Here is a 19,814-nt window from a genome sequence, read left to right on the forward strand (position 1 = left end):
CTATGTGGCGTTTGAGCGATTAGTACCAGAAATCATCATCAAAGCGCCGGCGTCCGCCGCCCTTGGCAGGATGACGGCGGCTCTGATTGCTCAAGAGCGTAAAGTTTATCCGCCGCTCCTTCAGATCCACATCTTCAAGCCGTACCGTCAGCTGATCCCCAAGACGAATTTCCGTCATCTCTTCATGCGACGTCATCGTTTGTTTGGCGGGATCGTAGACAAAATAACCCCAGCCAAGCTGTGAGATATGCACAAATCCTTCAATCGGCATGTCGCTGAGCGTCACAAAAATTCCTGCCGGGCACATACCGGTAACGGTTGCCTGGAAGGATTTCTGATCCGCTGACAGCAGATACTGACATTTCAGGAACTTCATCACCTCGCGCGACGCATCGTCAGCACGACGCTCCGCGGCCGAGCAGATGATGCCTAAGCGCGTCCAAACGGCCTTTTTTGCCTCCTGACGGCTTAAGGGTTTTGCCGCCCCTGAAGGTTTTGCCTCCGGATTGGAACCGAGCTTGCGGGCGTGATACCCCGTCATCAGCTCCGCATCGTCAAATTCAACGGCCGGCGTATAGGAGCGCTTAGAGAGAATCCCCTTGATTGTGCGGTGCAAAAGCAAATCGGGGTAACGCCGGATCGGCGACGTGAAGTGCGCATAGGCCGGATACTGAAGACCAAAATGCCCGATATTTTCCGGCTGATAACACGCGCGCTGCATCGTGCGCAAAATGGCCGTCTGCAGATAGGGTTTATCTTTCGTATCTTCAATGAGCTTTGCCAATACAGGGGCGAGATTCTCCGACCCCTTCAGTTTGAAGGAAATGCCAAACCCCGCCAGAATGCTCTTTAAGTCGTTGAGCTTTGTCTGCTCGGGTTCACCATGAACGCGAAAGAGCGTTGTCTGCTTCTTGGCAATCGCAAACTGCGCGGCGCAGACATTGGCCACCAACATACATTCCTCAATGATTCGATGGGCATCATTGTGGTCACGCACGTGGAACCCGATGATCTCGCCGTCCGCCGCAAAATCCGCTGCGCTTTCCTCTGTTTCGAAATCAAGTGCATGACGCTCAGAGCGCGCCGCTCGGAGTACGCCGTAAAGCGCATAAAGACGCTTAAGTTCACCTAAACGCGGCCCCACCGTGTTCAGTCCCCAAGCTTCTCCCTGCAGCGCCGACCATACAGCGGTATAGGTCAGGCGACCGTGCGAATGAATGACCGCCGGATAAAACTGATAAGCCGTCGTCTCCCCTTTGCGGTTGACCAAGGCATCGCAAACCAGCGTCAGCCGATCAACGCCGGGGTTGAGCGAACAAAGCCCGTTGGAGAGCTTTTCGGGGAGCATCGGCACAACCGAAGACGGGAAATAGACCGATGTGGCTCGCTTTTGTGCATCGCGGTCGAGCGATGTGCCCGGACGAACGTAGTGACTGACGTCAGCAATGGCCACCAAGAGCCGCCAGCCTTCCGGAGTCTCCTCGCAGTAGACAGCATCATCGAAGTCGCGCGCATCTTCACCGTCGATGGTCACGAAAGCGAGATCCGTGAGGTCCACTCGGTGCAAAAGACTTCTGCGATCCACCTTCTCGGGCAGTTTTTCCGCCTCATCGAGCGTATCGGGTGAAAAATCAATGGGAACGCCGAATTGAGCGGAGGCAATCGCCATTTCACCCAACGGATCATTCATCACGCCTACTTTGCGAACAAAATGTGCCGGGAAAATCTGCCACTCTTCGTCCGAACCCCAATATGAATCTTCGCGGCGTTTGGCAAAAAAAGGCGCATCGGCGCTGATTTCCAGTTCAACGGCGTCACGTTCGAGATCTACCTCAGGCGGCACCTCTTGAACGTTGACCTGCAGTTCAATCGGCGCAAAAGCAGAAATGGGTTTAAAGAGCAGCCACTCGATTTCTTTGGCGGCAGCGTCAGTCACACAACGGCAGACCCATCGACGCTGCGGACGCGAAACCAGTCCCGCAGGCCGCCAGCCGCTGATCGTCTGACGCAGCTCTACCACGTCGCCAGGCACGACCTGTGCCGATGCCGTCAGACTGAACTCTGCCCCATCGACGCTCTGCGGCGTCACCTTCATGTCGCTCGGACGCCGAGCGCCCTGTACGACGCCGGTCGCTGTGGGAGCATCGGGATGACGAAACCAATGTTCTTCGCCGCCTTCAAATCCCTCTTCACTGAGCTTCATGACCAATGCGTTCGCCACGGATTTGGCGCAGGGCATCATGCGAACGAGGTTCTTTTTGGCCGCAGCGTATTGAATATCCTTTTGAAGCCCAGCAAGGATTTCCTTGGCTTGGGCAATCTGCTCAGGGGTAAGCTGAACTTCCGTGATCGGCAGCTGTTTGCTCTTTTTCTTCGACATGGATTCTTGAATCCGAATGAAATGATTATTTGGACCTCACTCTAAATCATTGTGCTCGAGCGCGCCCAAAGAGCAGCACAAAAGCGCTGTTGCCCCGCTCACCGATCAGCCGACCTCGAAGATACAGAAAAGTTATTTTGGATCGCTCTCTTGACAAATTAAACTGATCACTTCATAATTTCTTTCCTCAGTGCCCGGGTGGCGAAATTGGTAGACGCACCAGCTTCAGGTGCTGGCGGCTTCACGGCCGTGAAGGTTCGAGTCCTTTCCCGGGCACCACAGAATTCAACGACAACTGTCGTTAACGAGACCCGCTGCAAGTCGCAAGACTTCGGCGGGTTTTCTGTTTTTACCGCACCGAAACGAAAGAAACGGCGCCGACATTGAGCTCTGTTCGGCGCCGGTTCATGTCTCTGCAGCTCCTTGGCCAGTGCGCAGTGTGTGCTTGCCGGCTCAAAGGGGCTGCCCCGAAAAATTATTCAGCCTTCAGATGACTGCCCTTTTGCAGCACAAAGGTGAGCACCGCATAAAGCGATGCGCCAATGATCATTGCCGCAACAAGTCCGATGTTGGCACGCGCAAAAACGCTCGTTTCAGAACCCGCCGGCAGCAGGAAACTCACCGCATGGGCAATGTAGGGATCTGACGAAGTAATCGTGCCCAGACCAATCAGACTCGCGAAAATAAGCGACCCGAAAGCGGTCCAGCGGACGGATTCACCGCCCTCACCCGGAGCAAGTGCGAGTTTGCAGTCCCAGCCGATGCGCTTCTGACGCAGCAAGTCGACCATTTCAATGGCGCCCCACGTACCCATCACCACCGAGATCAGCGCGAGGAACGACTGGAAGGTCGACACGAAGCTGTCGGAGATAAAGAGCAGATAGTAGGCACCGAGCGCGATGATCACGCCGTTGAGAATCGTAGTGGCCAGACGCGTCATCGGCACGCCGAGGGCGAGCAGAGCAAGTCCAGAACTATAGATGCCCGTCATGCCGGCTGAAATCAGCGAGATGATGACGATGAGCGAGAAAGGCACATAGAACCAGAAGGGCAGAATGCCGGTCAATGCGGCGAGCGGCTCATGGTTGGCTTTTTCAAGCAGGGCGGGATTGCCGACAGCGAGCATCACGCCGAGGATGAGGAGCACAGAAACAGGCACTGCAATGCCGGTGGTGGTCCAGAAAATGACGCCGCGCGCAGGGGTTTTGCGCGGGAGATAACGGGCATAGTCGCCGCCGTAATTCAGGAACCCGAGACCCACCATGGTCATCGAAAGAACGATGCCGCCGACAAAAGTGGCGAAGCTGCCGCTCGGCGCGGATGAAAGCGCCGAGAAATTGATATTCGGAATGAAAAAGAAGAGATAGACAATCGTGAAGATGCCCGTCAGCCAGGCAATGGCCTTCTCAATCTTGATGATGAGCTGATGGCCGTAAATGGCGCCGCTCATCGTGAGCAGGAGCACGACGGCGAAACACCCGAGCGTGCATCCGGCCACCGGCATGCCCTTGTCGTTGAGGAGACCGGGGACGAGGTTGGCCACCAAATCGGCGAGCGTCGTCGTAGCCATCGAGAGCAGCGTCACCTTCCAGCCCATGTTGGCGAGGTAGCCAAAGAAGGTCGGGAGTTTATTGCCGTGATAACCAAATGCCAAGCGCGACTGCACAAGGGTCGGAAGCCCCGTGCGGACGCTGCCGACGGCAAGGATGCCCACCAAGGCGCAGGAGAGGAAGTAACCGATGACGCCCGCGAGCATCGCCTGCCAGACCGAAAGGCCTAAGCCAAAAACGTAGATGCCGAGCGTAATGCCGAAGATGGAAATATTCCAGGAAAACCAAACGGGGAAAAGGTCAAACGGGCGGCCGTAGCGTTCATTGTCGGGCACCGGATTGACGCCGTTGGTTTCGATTTTGGATGCGTCAGACATGTTTTTTTGAAGTCCGAGGGTTGATGAAAAAAAGTTCTGAATGGGTTGACGTTCAAATATCAAGCAAATGCCGGGCTCGCAGTTCGGCGGCTTGCGGTGCGGTAGCCGCACCCTCCTGAGCCGTTACCCAGCTCGCCACCGCATTTCCGAGCAGCACGGCCTCAGCGAGCGTGAAGCCGCTGGCCAAACCTGCAAGCACGCCGCCCGCATGCGCATCGCCGGAACCAATGGTGTCGACGACATGCACCGGGAACCCCTGCAAATGCGAAACTTTGCCCGCCTGCGCCGCATAGGCGCCGCGCGCACCGTCAGTGACAATCACTGATTGAGCTGTCAAAAGCGACAAAGCCGCCGCCGCTTCGCGGGGCGTTGCCGAAGGCGCCAGCGTCTTTGCTTCCTGAGCGTTCACCTTCAGAATGGTGTTGGCCGAAAGAATGGCCGAAAACATCTCTTCAGGAATGCTTCCCGAGCAAGGGCCCGGGTCAAAGAGAATCTGCGCATCGGGGCGCTTCTCGGCGAGGAGCGCTTCAATGAAACCGGCATTGCGGGCGTCCGCCTGATACCCCGAGAGGTATATGAGATCTGCGCACTGAAGGTCGATCTCGTCAAGCCACTCGGGCTTAAAGCATTTTTCCACGCCCGACATCGATACGAAGGTGCGTTCGCCGTCGGGCTCCACAAATGAGAGGCACCAGCCGTTGTCGCCAATGCCGCGGAACTCGCGCACCGTGAAACCGCGTGCACGAAAAGTTTCCCGCACGCGGTCGGCAATCATGCCTTCGCCCACAGGAATCAGGGCGTCAAAATCAATGCCCAGTTTGGCAACGGCATCCGCTGCGTTGTAGGCGCAGCCGCCAACCACCTGCTGCCGGCTTGAACCTTCGACATCTTCACCCGAAAGCGGCAGGCGGGGCACATGCACGATCACGTCGACGAAGGCGCTCCCGATGATGAGAATGCGTTTGCGGACGTCGAGCGCGTCAATGAGTTCAATGATGCTGCGCATTGCGGTCGCCTTTGTCCTTAAAGCGTGAAGACTGCACGGGTCTTCATGACGCCCTGAGCCAGTTCGCCGAAATGGAGGCCGTTCGTTTTTTCCAAAAATTCGACCGTCTCAGCCGCAATCCCGCCGATGCCGCAATGCGCGCCGCAAATTGCAGCGGCCATGCAGCCGATGGTATCGGTGTCCCCGCCCATATTGGCGGCGATTTCAGCAGCTTTCTTCGGGTTCTGTGCCCAGAAAGCCAGCGCGAGTGCAGCGGTCACGGACTCGCTCGTCATCGTGCCGGTGCCGATCACGTCGTAGATAAAGCGTGAAACCGCCTCGTCATCGTAAGCCTCGCGGCGCTTGAGGACGAGTTCTTCAAACACTTCAAGGCGCGCCAGAATGCTTGCGGCCCAGGTTGGTTCTCCCTTGGCGGACGCTATCGGGAAAATGGTTTTCACATCGGCGAGCGTCTGCTCCCAGCTGCGGCCCGCCACCCCGCTGGCCACGGCCTGCGCCACCATTGCAGCGCCGGCAATCGTCACGTCGGTTGAATGCGTCACACGGCTCACTCGGGCAGCGGCCTCGGCGATTTTTTCATGTTCGCCGGCTTCGATCAGACAGCCTACGGGAGCGATGCGCATTGCCGCCCCGTTGGTGAGCGAAAGTTTGGTGACCGGAAGGGCGTCTTCCCCTTTGACCCACGCAAGGAGCGAAGCCTTGGATGACGGTCCGAGCAAATTAATCTCAAACCCGTTCATGGACTCAACCCAGGCAATCAGATCCTTGGCGAGCGTCTGCACCGGCGGCACCGTGCCCGCCGCTTCAATGGCATTGAGCACCACGAAGGCCTGCGCAGAATCATCGGTGTAGTGTCCGGCCTTGAAGTAGCAGGCCACGATGTTGTCGGCGGGACCGTCGAGAAATTCGGTGATGCGGCCGAAACGTTCGCGCACCTTGGCGCGCGGCCAGAGCTCGCCCGGGACGCCAAACGCGTCGCCGAGCACCATGCCGGCAAGCGCGCCGGCAATGCGGTCTTGAAGCTGGGACATAAAGACGGGAGAGGAAGTTGAAAACAGGGCCATTGCCTAGGCTGCATACCGAACAAAATACCCAACACTAGGGTTATCGTTTAGGTGTTGCATCTTGGCGCGCCGGAGAATACCAAAATCGGTATAGATAATCCACTACACTTGGCGCGTGACCGGCATGTGCAAACAGCTCCGATGCTCTGTCCGCATGCTGCTCCGAGTCGTTTTGGTATTTCTCTTGGCCATGCAGATTCCCGTTCGCTTCCGCTACCGCATTGAACGTCGTCAGGCACGTTGGAACGTCGTGTTCCCGGAGCTCTCCTCGGCGAACTTCACTGCGGACTCGCCTGCGCAGGCCCGCACGGAAGCCCCCGAAAAGGCGCTGACGGCGCTCGCCCGCCTGCTGCTTAAGAGTTCTGAAGCCGTCCCCGTCTGCCAAAGGGCGCATGCGGGTGAAGGCGAAGCCGTGCTGCCGCTTTTTGCGCAGGGAAAGGCCCGCTTTATTGAACGGGCGTGGGCGCTTCAGGTTCAAGCCGCCGATGTTGCCCGCGCACTGGGCATTACGCGTCAGGAAGCCGCGAGACTCTTTGATCTCGCGCATCCCACAAAAATCGATGCGCTCTCCAAAGCGCTCGAAGTGCTGGGGGCTCAGCTCGATCTGTCGCTCTCGCTGCTGCCCCAAGGTCCTTCGCCGCTGCTCAATGAAAAGCCCCGGCGCGGACGAACACCAAAGTCAGCCGCGGCTGCCGATGATGCCGCGAGCGCCTGAGGCAGATCAGCCGCAGCAGTCTTCAGAGGCTGGTGAAAGCGCTCTTAGTGAGGTTTCGAGACGGTTCGTCTTCGAGTCCTTCAATAAAGATATTGAGATTTTTATCAATCTTGACCACACCCGCCGCATTGTGTGCGGCATCGTTTTCAACCATCCCTTTGCCGACAATGTAGTGGATGCCGCGGCGCTCGGAATACCATCCTGAATGGTAGTGCCCGCTGAAGACTGCAAGCACCCGACGGCTTTGCTCCAGCACGTCCACCACCTCGGCCGCATTGCGGATGAAATAGCCGTCCGGAATCTTGCCCGCGATTTTGCCGTGACTCGAATCCCAGAAATTCAAAAGCTGGTGAATGAAAACAATCACTGGTTCTGATCCCTCGGCGAGCACTTTGCGAAGCCACTCCACTTCGAAGTCCGGCACCATTGACACGCTCCATTTGAGGTTGCCGTCCGAATAGTGTTCTCCGGCCATCGTGTTGTAGCAGGCGTCCAGCACGATGTACTTGATGCCGCCCTTGGTAAACGCATAGTGCGTCAGGCCCTTCATCTCGTCTGAGTTTTCAGTGTGCGCCAGAAAATCCTCAAGCGAAATTTTGTCAAAGTCATGGTTGCCGGCGACATGGAAACGCGGTCCGGGAAACTGCCGGAATGCCGCTTCGACCTCGTCGAGCAGCCCCACCGTCTCCGCCCGACTGCCCGTCTTTGTGCAGTCTTTGAAGTCACCCAATTCAATCGCAAAGTCAGGGCGGCGCTTATTCATGAACGCAACGGCTTTGCGGAACTTCTCGAGCGACAAATCAAAGTACTCGTGGTGGGCAACACCTTCCTCATCCCAGAAATCGGGGGATTTGCGGCAGTGATGTACATCCGTCGCCCAGCCGAACGATGAGATAACTTCGGCATCAGACGGAAGCGTTTCGCCGGAACGAACGAAACCCCAAGGAGAAAGCATGAGCAGTCCCATGGAGGACTGCAGTAAGACGCGGCGCTGCATGTTCGGCCTCTTGGCAATTGAAACGCCGGAATTATCTGCCGGCGTGATGTCTGTACCGTGACGCCGCCATGAATAGTTCATGATTCCAATCGATGCGCTGCGGCGCTCTCGTCTTCAAAATGCAAAAAAGCGGCAGAAGAAGACTTTTCCGTCTTCTGCCGCCGCTTTTCGATCAAGCGCGTACAGATCAGCTTGCTCTTGCAGTTTTACTGCAGGCGGCCGAGTGTCTTACCCGATTCAATGGCTTCAATGAATGCCTCGGCGCCTAGATCGTCATAGCATTCGAACGGCTGATGAATCCAGGGGCTGTCTTCGAAATAAACGCAGTGCCAATCGGGCTTAAGAACGGAGTGCGCCTTCCACCAAAGAACAGCCACGCGGATTTCCGTGATGGCCGGATAACGCTTCTTCAGGTGCGCCACCACTTCCTGAATCGTCTTGCCGGAATCGACCATATCGTCGACGAGCAGCACTTTCCCTTTCAGTTCGGCGAGTCCTGTCATGCAGTCAGCAATGTCGAGATTGCTTTGCACGGTGCCCTTGGCTTCGCGGTACGAGCTCGTTGCGAGAACCGCGAGAGGCTTGCCGTAGATACGGCTGAAGAAATCGCCGGGACGCATGCCGCCGCGAGAGAGGCAGATCAGGCAGTCAAACTGCCAGCCGCTCTTGGCGACCTTATAGACGAGCTCTTCGTTCAGACGGATGTACTCGTTCCAAGAGTAGGTGATATCGGACATGGGTGGTGTCGAAAAGAGGGAGAGTGAGAAAAACGGAAGGCGGCAGAACTCAAGGAGCCCGCCGCCTTCTGCGTCGAGAAATTGCGCGCTATTTTAGACGCACTGCATTAATCCGCAAAGGGATTGACGTGCAGAATTGTCTGCTCGCGATCCGGCCCCGTCGAAACGAGCGCAATCGGAGCACCGGCGACTTCAGAAAGACGCGAGAGATACTGACGGGCGGATTCCGGCAGTTCATCCCATTCCGTAAGACCGAAGGTGCTTTCTGTCCAGCCGGGGAACTCTTCGTAAATCGGTTCGCACTTGGCAACCGCATCGGCGCCGGAGGGCATAACCTTGAGTTCCTTGCCGTCCATCTTGTAGCCGACGCCAAGCTTGATCGTATCCAGACCATCAAGCACGTCGAGCTTCATCACAGCCAGACCGGTGATGCCGTTGATCTGCACCGCACGGCGAAGCGCGGCGCCGTCGAACCAGCCGCAGCGGCGGGGACGCCCCGTCACGGCACCGAATTCATTGCCCTTGCGGCGCAGCAGCTCGCCCGTCTCATCAAGAAGTTCCGTCGGGAAGGGACCTTCGCCGACACGCGTGCAGTAGGCCTTGGTGATGCCAAGGACATAATTGAGCTTTTCCGGACCCACGCCGGCACCGGCGCAGGCGGAACCTGCAACTGTATTGGAGCTCGTCACGTACGGGTACGTACCGTGATCGATGTCGAGCATCGAGCCCTGAGCACCTTCAAAGAGGAATTGACGGCCTTCATCCATCTGTTCGTGGAGCGTTTCGGAAACGTCGCAGACCATGGGCTTCAAGCGTTCGGCATAAACGAGCGTATCGGCGATGACCTTTTCGGGATCGAGCGCTTCGGCGCCAAGGAACTGCGTCAGGATGAAGTTATGGAGCTTCATGACCGCGCGCACCTGTTCGGCAAAACGTTCAGGATGATAGAGGTCAGCGACGCGCACAGTGCGGCGGGCCACCTTGTCTTCATAGGCCGGACCGATGCCGCGGCCGGTCGTGCCGATCTTCTTCGCGCCCAGAGCCGCTTCACGAGCCTGGTCGAGCGCAATGTGGTACGGCATGATGAGCGGGCAGTTGCCCGAAACACGCAGACGCTTTTCAACATTGGGCACGCCTACAGCGTTGAGTTCGTCGACTTCGCGGAAGAAAGCTTCCGGAGAGAAGACAACGCCGTTGCCGATATAGCAGGTGCTCGTAGCATGCATGATGCCCGAGGGGATCAGACGCAGGATGGTCTTCTTGCCGTTAATGACGAGGGTATGCCCGGCATTATGGCCGCCGTTGAAGCGCACCACCCCGGAAGCCTGTTCCGTCAGCCAATCGACGATTTTGCCCTTGCCTTCGTCGCCCCACTGAGCGCCGATCACGACAACATTCTTGCCCATTTGAAATCCTTAATAAACCTAAATTGGAGGAAGTTCCCTTCGTGCTGTTCAATCTTCCGGGCCTTACGGAAGCGCTGGTCTGCAGCTCGGAGCTCGGGGGAGCGCAGGCGGCACGCTTGCGGCCGGCCGGGAAGCTTCTAAAGGAGGCTTTCTCGGGGAGGCTTGCGCGAAACCATTGCAGGCGCCGGCGATCTGCCGCTCGGTTCAAGGCAGCGTTTACCTTCCATCAACCGAGTGCGGACGCAACCGTGAAGATAGCACACGCCGCGTGTGCCTGCCGACGCCTCCCACATGAGAGCGGGAGGCGCGCGCAAAGGATGCAGACGGTCTTGCGCGCGGGCGAGCCGCCTAGGAGACTTTGCCGAGAAAGCTCCAGATAATCACCAGGCCGAGCGCCACCAGAACGGAGGCCGCCGCGCGTATGACTCTTGGATCGGCCTTCGTGAGCTCAGCGAGCATCGCGAGCCAGCGTTCAGGAGCTATCAGCGGACTGATGCCTTCGAATACAAGCACCCAGCCGAGTGAAAGCAGCAAAACTTCCCAGCCGTCCATGAGTTAGTTCTGCTCCCCGCCTTCTTTCTTCAAATAACTGAAGAAGTCGGCCGACGGATCGACCACCATGACGTCGGACTTCTGCGAGAAGCTTCGGCGATAAGCCTCGAGCGAGCGGTAGAAGCGAGCGAATTCCGGATCCTTGCCGAAAGCGTCGGCATAGATGCGCGCGGCTTCGCCGTCGCCCTCGCCCTTGGTCTTCTGCGCATCGCGATAAGCCTCAGCGAGAATCACTTCGCTCTGACGATCAGCACCGGCACGGATGCGCTCGGCCTGAGCCGCACCCTTGCTGCGCTCTTCACTGGCCACGCGCTTACGTTCAGCTTCCATACGGCTGTAGACCGATTCGGAAATTTCGGGCGTAAAGTCCACGCGCTTCATGCGTACGTCGACGATGTCGATGCCCAGCGCCTTGACGCGCGCCTGCAGGAGTTCGGAAATCTCCGCCATCGCTTTTTCACGTTCGCTCGAAGTGATTTGATTCACCGTGCGTTTATTAACGGCAATATTGAGCACGTCGCGCAGCAGCATCGCCAGACGATCGCTCGCAGCACGTTCGCTGCCCTGGAAGGACACCCAGTAGCGGCGAGCGTCACCGATGCGCCACTTGACGAACGTGTCGATCATCAGGTTCTTCTTCTCGCTCGTCTGCACGAGATCGGCACCGGACGCGTCGAGCGTCAGGATGCGCTTATCGAGATATACGACATTCTGGAGCGGTGCAGGCAACTTGAAGTGCAGCCCCGGCTCGGTCACGACGGTTTTGAGTTCGCCGAGTGCGAACAACATGGCGTATTCTCGTTCGCCTACGGTGTAAAGGCACGTCTGCGCAAGGCCCGCGGCCACAACAACGCCGACGGCAATGGAAGTAATGCTTTTCATCTGTTCTTCTCTTCAGTCGGTCATCTCAGCGCAGACGGCTGCGGATCATTTCACGCGGATCGATATCGGTGGAATAGGTCGCCGATCCAGCCGAATTGGTGCCGGCAGTATTGGGCGCCGAAGTGCTCGCAGCAGCTGCCGAACTTGTAGGCACGGCTGAATCTGCTTCGGACTTCGCCGCGGCCTGCGTGGACGCAACGATCTTGTCGAGAGGCAGATAGAGGAGGTTCGACCCAGACTTCTGATCTACATAAACCTTGGTGACGTTTTGATAAATGTCACGCATGGCATCCACGTAAATGCGGTCGCGCGTCACCTGCGGCGCCTTGGCATATTCGGTATAGACGGAAGTAAAGCGGTCAGCATCGCCTCGTGCGGTTTCTACGACGCGGGCTTTGTAGCCCTCAGCTTCTTCCTTCAGGCGCGAAGCCGTACCCTGCGCCTTCGGGATCACGGCGTTCATGTACGCCTCGCCCAAATTAATCTGACGTTCACGGTCCTGGCCGGCTTTCACCGCGTCATTGAACGCAGCCTGCACCTGCTGGGGCGGCTGAGCGTTTTGAATGGCGACGCTCATCACCTCAATACCGGTAGAGTAGCGATCCAGCATAGCCTGCATGGAATTGCGCACAGCCTCGGCAATTTCAGCCTTGGACTCGAAGAGAACGCTGTCCATTGCTTTTCGGCCGACCACTTCGCGCATGGCCGATTCGGCGGCCTGTGTAACGGAGGCGTCAGGCGCGCGCGTATTGAAGAGATAGTCCTTAGCGCCGGTTTCAGGCTTGATGCGGTATTGGACGTTGAACTGAACGTCAACGATGTTCTCGTCGTCAGTAAGCATCAGCGCCTCGCGCAGACGGTCTGTCGTGCCGCGCATGCCGATTTCCGCCGTACGGACGCTGCTCACGTCAACGAGCTCGACATCCTGAATCGGAGCCGGCAAATGCCAGTTGATGCCAGGCATGGTCGACTTGCTGTAGGCGCCGAATGTGGTGACGACGCCCGTCTGACCTTCGGGGACGATGTAAAAGCCGCTTACGCTCCAGCCAATAACGGCACAGACCGCGAGCACGGAAACTGAAAAGCCGCCGGCGCGTGCGCCTCGGCCGCCCCCGAAGAGACCGCCGCCGTTGCCGCCACGGCCATTGCCGCCGTTGCGGGCACCGCTTTCACGGCGCTGCTGCTGACGCTGATCGTCTTCCTCAAATTGATTGCGGAGCCGGTCCAATTCGGCAAAAAGCCCCTGCCGCTTCTGGCTGCCGTGCGTACCGCCGTCATCGGGATAGTCGTCGCCCTTCTGTCGAGGCGCAGCATCATTGGGCTCATCGTCTCGCGAGAAATCATCGCGGCTCTTGAGCCGCGAACGGAGATCCTCCTGATTCGAGCGGCCTTGGCGCCCCATAATCTTGTTGGCCGCCTGCTGAAAATTCGACCACAAATTTTCAAGATCATCGTCCGAAAGAAGACCTTGCGAGCGGCGATCGCGCTGCTCATCGTCTTCACGGGCATCGCGGCTGGTGCGGCGCGAACCGTCAGCAGACGAATCCGCCGGATTCCGATCATCTTGCGCATTCGGATTCTGCCGGGCGTTTTGTTCTTCGCCGTCTTCTCCGACGCCGTCAGAGCGCTGTTCGTTGTCTCCGCGGTCGTTCTTCTTCTCTTCGTCAGAGCTGCGGCCCCAGTGAGGGTCATTAAGCGACATCAATAACTCCGTTCTTGAAGAGATCTCCTTTTTAGGCCGAGCCGATCATTTCGCCCGTCCTCCTGTCCGTTGACCTCTTCTACGTCCAATTTAGACAAAGGTCTATGAAGTTTAACGAAGAAAACCGCTATCGCGCGTCTTTAGTCAATCAATATTGCCTTTCCACACACTTCCAGCATCCCAAATGCCCGTACAGATCTCTCCTGCGATCCTTCAGCGCGCCGCACCGTACTCTCATCCGTCCTTGATCTAAGCCATATAGACAGTGGTTTCCTCAGGTTTGCGAAGGACCGGCAGGCCTATACAATTCGCCAAAACCTTTTTTGTACAGCAGCCGTTCCCTGCAGATTCTGCTGTCCCCGGCCGCAACCCAACTACACTCTCAATCCTCAGCCAAGGCTGCCATGAATCATCCTGCTCCCGCCAAACCCATGGTCACCGACGTCTTCGTGAAGGGCGCCGTCCAAGGTTGGAACATCTGCGTCACTTCCACCATTCCGAACGTCCTGATGGCTTTCGTGATCATCAAGATCCTTAACCATTCAGGGCTTCTCGCGCTCATCGGTCAGATCTTTTCGCCGATCATGGGTATTTTCGGCCTCCCCGGCGAAGCAGCCACTGTGCTGCTCGGCGGCTGGATGTCGATGGGCGGCGGCGTAGGCGTCGCCGTAGCACTCTTTGACAACGGCGTGCTCAACGGCACTCAGCTCGCTATCGTCTGCCCCGCCATCTTCCTGATGGGTTCTCAGATTCAATATCTGGGCCGCTGCCTCGGCGTCATCGGCATCAAGGGCAGTAAGATTCCGCTTATCATGGCGATCCCAGTGTTGACCGCCTTCGTCTCACTGTTCGTGATGCGCATCCTGATGCTCGGCAACTGACTGCCGACCTGAATCAGTCTGGTCTGCGCCGCACGGAATTCTTCACACACTTACGCGGAGCAGACCTCAAAAATGGCGCTTCTAGACGACTACATCAAAGACCTCGCCCCACTCGTGAATCTGGACTGCGGCACGTGCAATACGGCCGGCGTCACTCGCGCAGCGGAAATCATGAAGGGCTACTTCGAATCCATCGGCTTCACATGCGAACTCATAGACCTCGGCCCCAAAGCGGGTCGGGGTCTTCTTGCAAGAAATAAGCCGCATGCCGACCACTACGACGTCCTTCTGAACGGTCATCTCGACACGGTTTTTGCCGACGGCACTGCCGCCGCGCGCCCCTTCTCCATTGACGGCGACTTCGCGCATGGCCCGGGCTGCGCGGACTGCAAGGGCGGCATTCTGGCAGCCTATTACGCCTGCAAAACGGCGCGTCCGAAGGACTTGGAGCGGCTTTCCATCTGCTGCGCCTTCAACCCTGACGAAGAAATCGGCTCCACGAGCTCCCACGAATGGCTCGCCTCCATCGGCGCAAGATCCAAGTGCGCGCTCATCGTAGAGTGCGCAAGGGCGGGCGGCGAATTGGTGCGTTCGCGCAAGGGCGTGGCAGACCTCAAAGTCGTCTTTCGCGGCCGCTCTGCTCATGCCGGCAACAATCCTCAGGACGGCGCCAACGCCAATGTGGCTGCCATGCGCTTCAGCCTGGCGTGCTATGAGCTTGCTGACCCGTCCAAAGGCACGACAGTCAACCCCGGCATCATTGCCGGCGGCACCGCGACCAATGTCATTCCGGACAGCTGTGAGGTTCGCTTTGACCTGCGCTACTGCTTCGACAAGGACGGCTCTGACCTTGAAAATCAGATCTTTGAGCTCGCTGAACGTTCTTGGGCCCCCGGCGTATCGCAGACGGTTGAGCTTTTAGGCTTCACCCCGGCCATGCCGCTGTCGGACGACGCGAAGGCACTGACCGCAAAAATCACGGAAGCCGCGAAGATGACCGGTTTTGAAGCTAAGTTTGTTGACGCGGGCGGCGGCTCTGACGGCAACCGCATCGCCAAGGCGGGTATCCCGGTCATTGACGGCTGCGGTCCGGCCGGTGCGTGCTTCCATACAGAGCGTGAATACCTGCGACTGGACACGGTGGAAGAGCGCGTCAAGATGCTCACCAACTTCTTCAGCCTGCTCTGAGCACCGCCCTTCGATTTGAGCGAATCGGCTTAAGCCCATAAAGAAAAACAGCCCGTACGACACGTTACGGGCTGTTTTTTTTCTAAAGCGCGATTAAAGGAGACTTTCAAGCTCGGCGAGCTCTTCGGCCGGCGTTTTGCGCCGAGGAAGAGCTTCATCCGTCCGCTCAAGCTCCCAATCCTCGAGCTCACGCGGTTCGTTAGGATGCTCTTCCCGCCAGGCCGCGGAGAATTCCGAAACCGCTTGGCGAAGTTCATCGAGCCCGGCACCCGTCAGTGCCGACACGAACACTGCCTTAGGCCGGCCGTTCTGATCTCGGACAATCTCCGGCGCCTGTCCGGTAACGTCAATCTTGTTGTAGACCAAGATCACCGGCACATCGTCGGCATGGATGTCGGCGAGAACCGAATTGACTTCGGCAATCTGCTCCTCCCGCACCGGAGAGGATGCATCGACCACATGCAAAATGAGATCAGCATGCACCGTTTCATCCAGGGTCGACTTGAAGGCCTCAATCAGCTGATGCGGCAGACCGCGGATAAAACCGACCGTGTCGGTCGCCACCACCGTTTCCTCATCGGAGAGCCAGAACTTTCTCGCCGTTGTATCCAGCGTGGCGAAAAGCTGGTCGGCAGCGTACGTTTCCGCACGCGTGATCTTATTGAAAAGCGTCGACTTGCCGGCATTCGTATAGCCCGCGAGCGATACGGTGATCGAATCGCCGCGCGAACGGGCGCGGCGCTGCGTGCCCCGCTGCCGAGCCAAGCGCTTGAGCTGATCTCTCAACTGCTTCATGCGCGTGCCGATCATGCGCCGGTCAAGCTCAATTTGCTTTTCGCCCGGTCCGCCCGTCTTCCCTAAGCCGCCGCGCTGGCGCTCCAGGTGAGTCCACCCGCGGACAAGACGTGTTGACAAGTGTTCGAGCCGAGCCAGTTCAACCTGAAGACGGCCTTCACGGCTCTTGGCGCGCTGGCGGAAAATGTCAAGAATAAGTTCCGTACGATCCAATACGGGAATCCCGATCAGACGCTCAATGTTGCGCTCCTGCGCCGCTGAAAGGGCGATATCGAAAACGACAACATCCACCTCTGCCTCTTTGGCGAGGATGCCGAGCTCTTCAATCTTTCCGGAACCTAAAAATGTAGCCGGATCCGGCTTTTCCCGCTTGGCCTGCATGAGCCCAACGGGCTCAAGTCCGTCCGAGGATACGAGCAGCCTCAATTCCTCGGCGGAGTCCTGATAAAAAGCCCGGCCAACGGAAACAACGACTAGAAACGCACGCGAGGCTTTCTTCGCGTGCGTTTCATCGAGCTGAAATTTTGACAGATCAGTTCTCCGTTGCGTCGCCGGCAGGCTGAGCAGTCATCGAGACGGCGCGCGAAGGCACAACGGTGCTGATGGCGTGCTTGTAGACCATCTGCGTCAAGGTGTTGCGCAAAATGACGACGTACTGGTCGAAAGATTCGATCTGTCCCTGAAGCTTGATGCCGTTGACCAGATAGATCGAAACGGGAATATGTTCCTTCCTCAGCATGTTGAGGAACGGATCCTGCAGAAGCTGAACCTTATTGCTGGGCATGATTTTCTTTTTCTCCGACGCTGCAGCTTCGCACATGCAGGTCTTGCGTTGATTGTTGTTTTCTTCCGCTGCGCCGTGAGAGTCGTGTGCGTCCGTCTCTGCGCGTATAAATTGCGCGCGGCATATGTTGCGGGAACCCGCTCTCCGTCGGCCGTTTGAAATAAACCGTCGGATTGGTGGAGCATAGGCCTCCGCCGCAAAACTGCTTGAAATATTAGCACTGCCGGCCGGCAGGCTCGGCCTCCTTAAGGCAATGCCGCATCTGCATTTGCAAGGAACTATTGCGGCATTACGTTGTTCAGCACGCTTTTCTCCTTAGATGCACTCGCTTTGAAGCGATCGGCGCCTGCACTTTGCGCTGTCCAAGGACTTCAGTGAAGGCTATGATTGTCCGCAAACAATGCGCAGACCGACCTCTGCGTGAGACGCACATTCCGAGGAATGCCACCCCATGCTTCACCGCACCTTCTCCGCCGCCCTGTTTGCCGGCACGCTTGCAGCAAGCCTGCCGGCCGCTGCTCATTTCGGCCTCATCCTTCCCGATCCCGCCATGGTCCTTGAGCAGTCCAAGACTGCTTTCAAGCTCGATGTGAGCTTTATTCGCCCGATGGAAGCGAGCACGATGACAATGGTCAAGCCCGCGGCCTTCTATGTGGTTGAAGACGGCCGCAAAACCGATTTGACGCCGGCGCTGCGTCCGGGAAAGCTTTTCGGCCGGGATGACTGGACGCTCGAATACAAATTCGAAAAGCCCGGCGTCTATCAATTTGTCGTTGAACCGCTCCCTTATTGGGAGCAGTCCGAAGATAAGTTTTACCTGCACTACACCAAGGTCATTGTTCCTGCGCTGGGCGCCGGCCTCGGCATTGATCCCAAGGACGATGACTGGTCCAAACCCGTCGGCGTGAAGACTGAAATCGTGCCGCTCACGCGTCCGTACGGCAACTATGCCGGAACGCTCTTTCAAGGCCGCGTGCTCGTTGACGGCAAATCCGCGCCCAACACAACGGTGAAGGTCGAATTTCTCAATGAAAGCGACCTTTATCAGCCGCGCAATTCCTACTACACCACCCAGGTCATGAAGACCGACGACAACGGCATCTTCACTTTTGCGGCGCCTTGGGCGGGATGGTGGGGCTTTGCGGCAGTGCGCGATGCGGGCTATACGCTCAAGGTCGACGGCGTCGACAAACCCGTTGAAATGGGCGCTGTGCTCTGGACCGAATTCGGCAAACCCCTGATTCGCAAGATTCGACAGCCAGGCCTCTGATACGCCCATTTACGCGTTGCGAGTGCGCTGATAATGAAAAGACGCTCCCCGGCTTAGCCGGTGAAGCGTCTTTTCTTTGCCGCCGAGAGCGTCCGAGCTCAGCGCTTTTTCTGTTCATCCACGTACGGATTGGCCTTCGTGCGGAATTCCACGCGAAGCGGTGTGCCCGCGAGATTGAAGGTATCGCGGAAATAGCCCTCGAGATAGCGGCGATAGGACTCTCCGATATCCTCCAAAGCATTGCCGTGAATCACGATCACCGGAGGATTGCTGCCGCCCTGGTGTGCATAGCGGGGCTTCGGACGACCGCCTTTGGCTCGCGGCGGCTGCTGGCGCTGGACCGCTTCGAGCAGCGCACGCGTGAGCTTCGGCGTAGGCAGCTTGGCATATGCTGCGGCATGGGCTTCGTCGACCGCCCGCATCAAATGGTTGAGGCCGTTGCGCTTGAGCGCCGAGATGCGGATCATGCGGGCCCAGCGCAGGAAGTGGAGTTTACGCTCGAGGTCCAGATTGAACCGTTCGCGTTCATAGCTGTCGAGCAGATCCCATTTATTGACTGCCACCACCAGCGCGCGCCCGGCATCGAGCACGTAGCCGGCGATGTGGGCATCACCTTCACTCACGCCTTCCTTGGCGTCAACGACAAGAATGACAACGTTGGCGTCCTCAATGGCCTGCAGCGTTTTAACGACGGAAAACTTCTCCACGGCCTCAAAAACACGGCCTTTCTTGCGCAGACCGGCCGTATCCACCAGTTCGTAGGGGCGTCCGTCATATTCGAAATCGATCTTGATCGCATCGCGCGTGGTGCCCGGCATATCAAAAGCAATAACGCGCTCTTCGCCGACCAACGCATTGATGAGGGTGGATTTGCCGGCATTCGGACGGCCAGCAAGCGTGACCTTGATGCGGCGGGGACCGTCATCGTCTTCTTCGGCTTCCGGTTCGTCAAAAGGAAAGTCTTCAGGCAGGCACGAGAACGCCAGATCGAGCGCATCGCGGACACCCTGACCATGCGCGCCGGAAACCAGATGCGGTTCACCGAGCCCGAGTTCATAGAACTCCGCTTTGGCGGTTTCCGTGAGACCTTCGGCTTTATTGACAAGCAGCACGACCGGTCGATCGGCGCGGCGCAGATGCTGCGCGATGCGGATATCCTGCGGCGTCAAACCGGCACGGGCGTCGGTCAGGAAAAGAACAACGTCGGCCTCCTCAATCGCAAGCTCGGCCTGCCCCGCCATGGCCTGCACAATCCCTTCGGTGCGCACGGGCTCAAAACCGCCCGTATCCACCACGATGTAAGGACCGGGACCGACGCGTCCCTGACCGTACTGGCGATCTCGGGTGAGACCAGGAAAATCTGCCACGATGGCATCTCGGCTGCGGGTGAGCCGATTGAAAAACGTCGACTTGCCGACATTAGGCCGGCCCACGAGAGCGATGACTGGAAGCATGTTAGGAAAACTAGAAATTCAACCGCCGCACGGCGGACTCATGACCATCATGAAAGTCAGCTGCGCGGCGCTTG

17 protein-coding genes and 1 tRNA gene are annotated in these 19,814 nt (G+C 57.9%); 5 read left to right on the forward strand and 13 right to left on the reverse strand.

Going from position 1 to position 19,814, the window contains the following annotated elements:
- Nucleotides 1-19: 19 nt before the first annotated feature.
- Entirely contained in the window at nucleotides 20-2,380 is a 2,361-nt protein-coding gene (locus DES29_RS03340; RefSeq protein ID WP_113854437.1) for a ribonuclease R family protein, read from the reverse strand.
- Nucleotides 2,381-2,572: 192 nt separating this feature from the next.
- Between DES29_RS03340 and DES29_RS03345 the strand changes: the two genes are divergently transcribed.
- A tRNA-Leu gene (locus DES29_RS03345) sits at nucleotides 2,573-2,659 on the forward strand.
- A gap of 196 nt (nucleotides 2,660-2,855) precedes the next feature.
- Here DES29_RS03345 and DES29_RS03350 read toward each other — a convergent pair.
- The 3 genes from DES29_RS03350 to DES29_RS03360 are packed head-to-tail and all read right to left on the reverse strand — an operon-like array spanning nucleotide 2,856 to nucleotide 6,344.
- Nucleotides 2,856-4,307 carry a purine-cytosine permease family protein gene (locus DES29_RS03350; RefSeq protein ID WP_021995449.1) on the reverse strand — a complete coding sequence of 484 codons (1,452 nt, stop codon included), beginning with the start codon at nucleotides 4,305-4,307 and terminating at the stop codon, nucleotides 2,856-2,858.
- A gap of 52 nt (nucleotides 4,308-4,359) precedes the next feature.
- Nucleotides 4,360-5,313: a PfkB family carbohydrate kinase gene (locus DES29_RS03355; RefSeq protein ID WP_016475015.1), complete on the reverse strand. Its 954-nt coding sequence runs from the start codon at nucleotides 5,311-5,313 to the stop codon at nucleotides 4,360-4,362.
- Nucleotides 5,314-5,330: 17 nt separating this feature from the next.
- The gene (locus DES29_RS03360) at nucleotides 5,331-6,344 is read right to left on the reverse strand and encodes an ADP-ribosylglycohydrolase family protein (RefSeq protein ID WP_021995448.1); all 1,014 of its coding nucleotides are present in this window, start codon (nucleotides 6,342-6,344) and stop codon (nucleotides 5,331-5,333) included.
- 157 nt (nucleotides 6,345-6,501) lie between these two features.
- Here DES29_RS03360 and DES29_RS03365 point away from each other — a divergent pair, with 157 nt between their 5' ends.
- On the forward strand, nucleotides 6,502-7,092 hold the full coding sequence (locus DES29_RS03365; RefSeq protein ID WP_021995447.1) for a hypothetical protein: 591 nt from the start codon (nucleotides 6,502-6,504) through the stop codon (nucleotides 7,090-7,092).
- Between the two features lie 22 nt (nucleotides 7,093-7,114).
- On the opposite strand, the gene DES29_RS03370 is transcribed toward DES29_RS03365, so the two are convergent.
- From DES29_RS03370 to hflK, 6 genes are all read right to left on the reverse strand, one after another.
- Nucleotides 7,115-8,170 (reverse strand): metallophosphoesterase family protein, encoded by a 1,056-nt coding sequence (locus tag DES29_RS03370; protein WP_236578887.1) that lies wholly within the window; start codon nucleotides 8,168-8,170, stop codon nucleotides 7,115-7,117.
- A 125-nt stretch (nucleotides 8,171-8,295) separates the two neighbouring features.
- Nucleotides 8,296-8,826, reverse strand: a complete 531-nt coding sequence (locus tag DES29_RS03375) for a phosphoribosyltransferase (protein WP_016475018.1) — start codon at nucleotides 8,824-8,826, stop codon at nucleotides 8,296-8,298.
- A gap of 107 nt (nucleotides 8,827-8,933) precedes the next feature.
- The gene (locus DES29_RS03380) at nucleotides 8,934-10,232 is read right to left on the reverse strand and encodes an adenylosuccinate synthase (protein WP_005430520.1); all 1,299 of its coding nucleotides are present in this window, start codon (nucleotides 10,230-10,232) and stop codon (nucleotides 8,934-8,936) included.
- Between the two features lie 348 nt (nucleotides 10,233-10,580).
- A complete protein-coding gene (locus tag DES29_RS03385; protein ID WP_005430521.1) occupies nucleotides 10,581-10,784 on the reverse strand; it encodes a DUF2065 domain-containing protein in 204 nt (67 codons plus the stop codon).
- Nucleotides 10,785-10,787: 3 nt separating this feature from the next.
- Nucleotides 10,788-11,666 (reverse strand): protease modulator HflC, encoded by an 879-nt coding sequence (hflC, locus tag DES29_RS03390; protein WP_005430522.1) that lies wholly within the window; start codon nucleotides 11,664-11,666, stop codon nucleotides 10,788-10,790.
- A 25-nt stretch (nucleotides 11,667-11,691) separates the two neighbouring features.
- Nucleotides 11,692-13,368 (reverse strand): FtsH protease activity modulator HflK, encoded by a 1,677-nt coding sequence (gene hflK, locus DES29_RS03395; protein ID WP_021995446.1) that lies wholly within the window; start codon nucleotides 13,366-13,368, stop codon nucleotides 11,692-11,694.
- Between the two features lie 404 nt (nucleotides 13,369-13,772).
- Here hflK and DES29_RS03400 point away from each other — a divergent pair, with 404 nt between their 5' ends.
- Both DES29_RS03400 and DES29_RS03405 read left to right on the forward strand, forming a co-directional pair.
- A complete protein-coding gene (locus DES29_RS03400) occupies nucleotides 13,773-14,249 on the forward strand; it encodes a YjiG family protein (RefSeq protein ID WP_016475020.1) in 477 nt (158 codons plus the stop codon).
- A gap of 72 nt (nucleotides 14,250-14,321) precedes the next feature.
- The gene (locus tag DES29_RS03405; protein ID WP_021995445.1) at nucleotides 14,322-15,437 is read left to right on the forward strand and encodes a M20 family metallopeptidase; all 1,116 of its coding nucleotides are present in this window, start codon (nucleotides 14,322-14,324) and stop codon (nucleotides 15,435-15,437) included.
- A gap of 93 nt (nucleotides 15,438-15,530) precedes the next feature.
- Here the strand turns inward: DES29_RS03405 and hflX are convergent, their stop codons facing one another.
- Nucleotides 15,531-16,763, reverse strand: coding sequence for a GTPase HflX (gene hflX, locus DES29_RS03410; protein WP_113854438.1), 1,233 nt, complete (start codon nucleotides 16,761-16,763; stop codon nucleotides 15,531-15,533).
- 1 nt (nucleotide 16,764) lies between these two features.
- A complete protein-coding gene (gene hfq, locus DES29_RS03415; RefSeq protein WP_016475022.1) occupies nucleotides 16,765-17,016 on the reverse strand; it encodes an RNA chaperone Hfq in 252 nt (83 codons plus the stop codon).
- A gap of 451 nt (nucleotides 17,017-17,467) precedes the next feature.
- Between hfq and DES29_RS03420 the strand changes: the two genes are divergently transcribed.
- Complete coding sequence (locus DES29_RS03420) at nucleotides 17,468-18,286, forward strand: DUF4198 domain-containing protein (RefSeq protein WP_021995444.1); 819 nt, start codon at nucleotides 17,468-17,470, stop codon at nucleotides 18,284-18,286.
- A gap of 98 nt (nucleotides 18,287-18,384) precedes the next feature.
- Here the strand turns inward: DES29_RS03420 and der are convergent, their stop codons facing one another.
- Complete coding sequence (gene der, locus DES29_RS03425) at nucleotides 18,385-19,740, reverse strand: ribosome biogenesis GTPase Der (RefSeq protein ID WP_021995443.1); 1,356 nt, start codon at nucleotides 19,738-19,740, stop codon at nucleotides 18,385-18,387.
- Nucleotides 19,741-19,814: the final 74 nt, after the last annotated feature.

This window comes from Sutterella wadsworthensis, from assembly GCF_003315195.1.
Lineage (GTDB): Bacteria > Pseudomonadota > Gammaproteobacteria > Burkholderiales > Burkholderiaceae_F > Sutterella > Sutterella wadsworthensis.

Excerpts from the sequence above, each read along its gene's own strand:
- der (WP_021995443.1), bottom strand. The coding sequence starts at position 19,740 with ATGCTTCCAGTCATCGCTCTCGTGGGCCGGCCTAATGTCGGCAAGTCG.
- DES29_RS03350 (WP_021995449.1), bottom strand. The coding sequence starts at position 4,307 with ATGTCTGACGCATCCAAAATCGAAACCAACGGCGTCAATCCGGTGCCC.
- DES29_RS03405 (WP_021995445.1), top strand. The coding sequence starts at position 14,322 with ATGGCGCTTCTAGACGACTACATCAAAGACCTCGCCCCACTCGTGAAT.
- hfq (WP_016475022.1), bottom strand. The coding sequence starts at position 17,016 with ATGCCCAGCAATAAGGTTCAGCTTCTGCAGGATCCGTTCCTCAACATG.
- DES29_RS03360 (WP_021995448.1), bottom strand. The coding sequence starts at position 6,344 with ATGTCCCAGCTTCAAGACCGCATTGCCGGCGCGCTTGCCGGCATGGTG.
- hflC (WP_005430522.1), bottom strand. The coding sequence starts at position 11,666 with ATGAAAAGCATTACTTCCATTGCCGTCGGCGTTGTTGTGGCCGCGGGC.
- DES29_RS03375 (WP_016475018.1), bottom strand. The coding sequence starts at position 8,826 with ATGTCCGATATCACCTACTCTTGGAACGAGTACATCCGTCTGAACGAA.
- DES29_RS03420 (WP_021995444.1), top strand. The coding sequence starts at position 17,468 with ATGCTTCACCGCACCTTCTCCGCCGCCCTGTTTGCCGGCACGCTTGCA.
- hflK (WP_021995446.1), bottom strand. The coding sequence starts at position 13,368 with ATGTCGCTTAATGACCCTCACTGGGGCCGCAGCTCTGACGAAGAGAAG.
- DES29_RS03365 (WP_021995447.1), top strand. The coding sequence starts at position 6,502 with ATGTGCAAACAGCTCCGATGCTCTGTCCGCATGCTGCTCCGAGTCGTT.
- DES29_RS03400 (WP_016475020.1), top strand. The coding sequence starts at position 13,773 with ATGAATCATCCTGCTCCCGCCAAACCCATGGTCACCGACGTCTTCGTG.
- DES29_RS03340 (WP_113854437.1), bottom strand. The coding sequence starts at position 2,380 with ATGTCGAAGAAAAAGAGCAAACAGCTGCCGATCACGGAAGTTCAGCTT.
- DES29_RS03380 (WP_005430520.1), bottom strand. The coding sequence starts at position 10,232 with ATGGGCAAGAATGTTGTCGTGATCGGCGCTCAGTGGGGCGACGAAGGC.
- DES29_RS03385 (WP_005430521.1), bottom strand. The coding sequence starts at position 10,784 with ATGGACGGCTGGGAAGTTTTGCTGCTTTCACTCGGCTGGGTGCTTGTA.
- DES29_RS03355 (WP_016475015.1), bottom strand. The coding sequence starts at position 5,313 with ATGCGCAGCATCATTGAACTCATTGACGCGCTCGACGTCCGCAAACGC.
- DES29_RS03370 (WP_236578887.1), bottom strand. The coding sequence starts at position 8,170 with ATGAACTATTCATGGCGGCGTCACGGTACAGACATCACGCCGGCAGAT.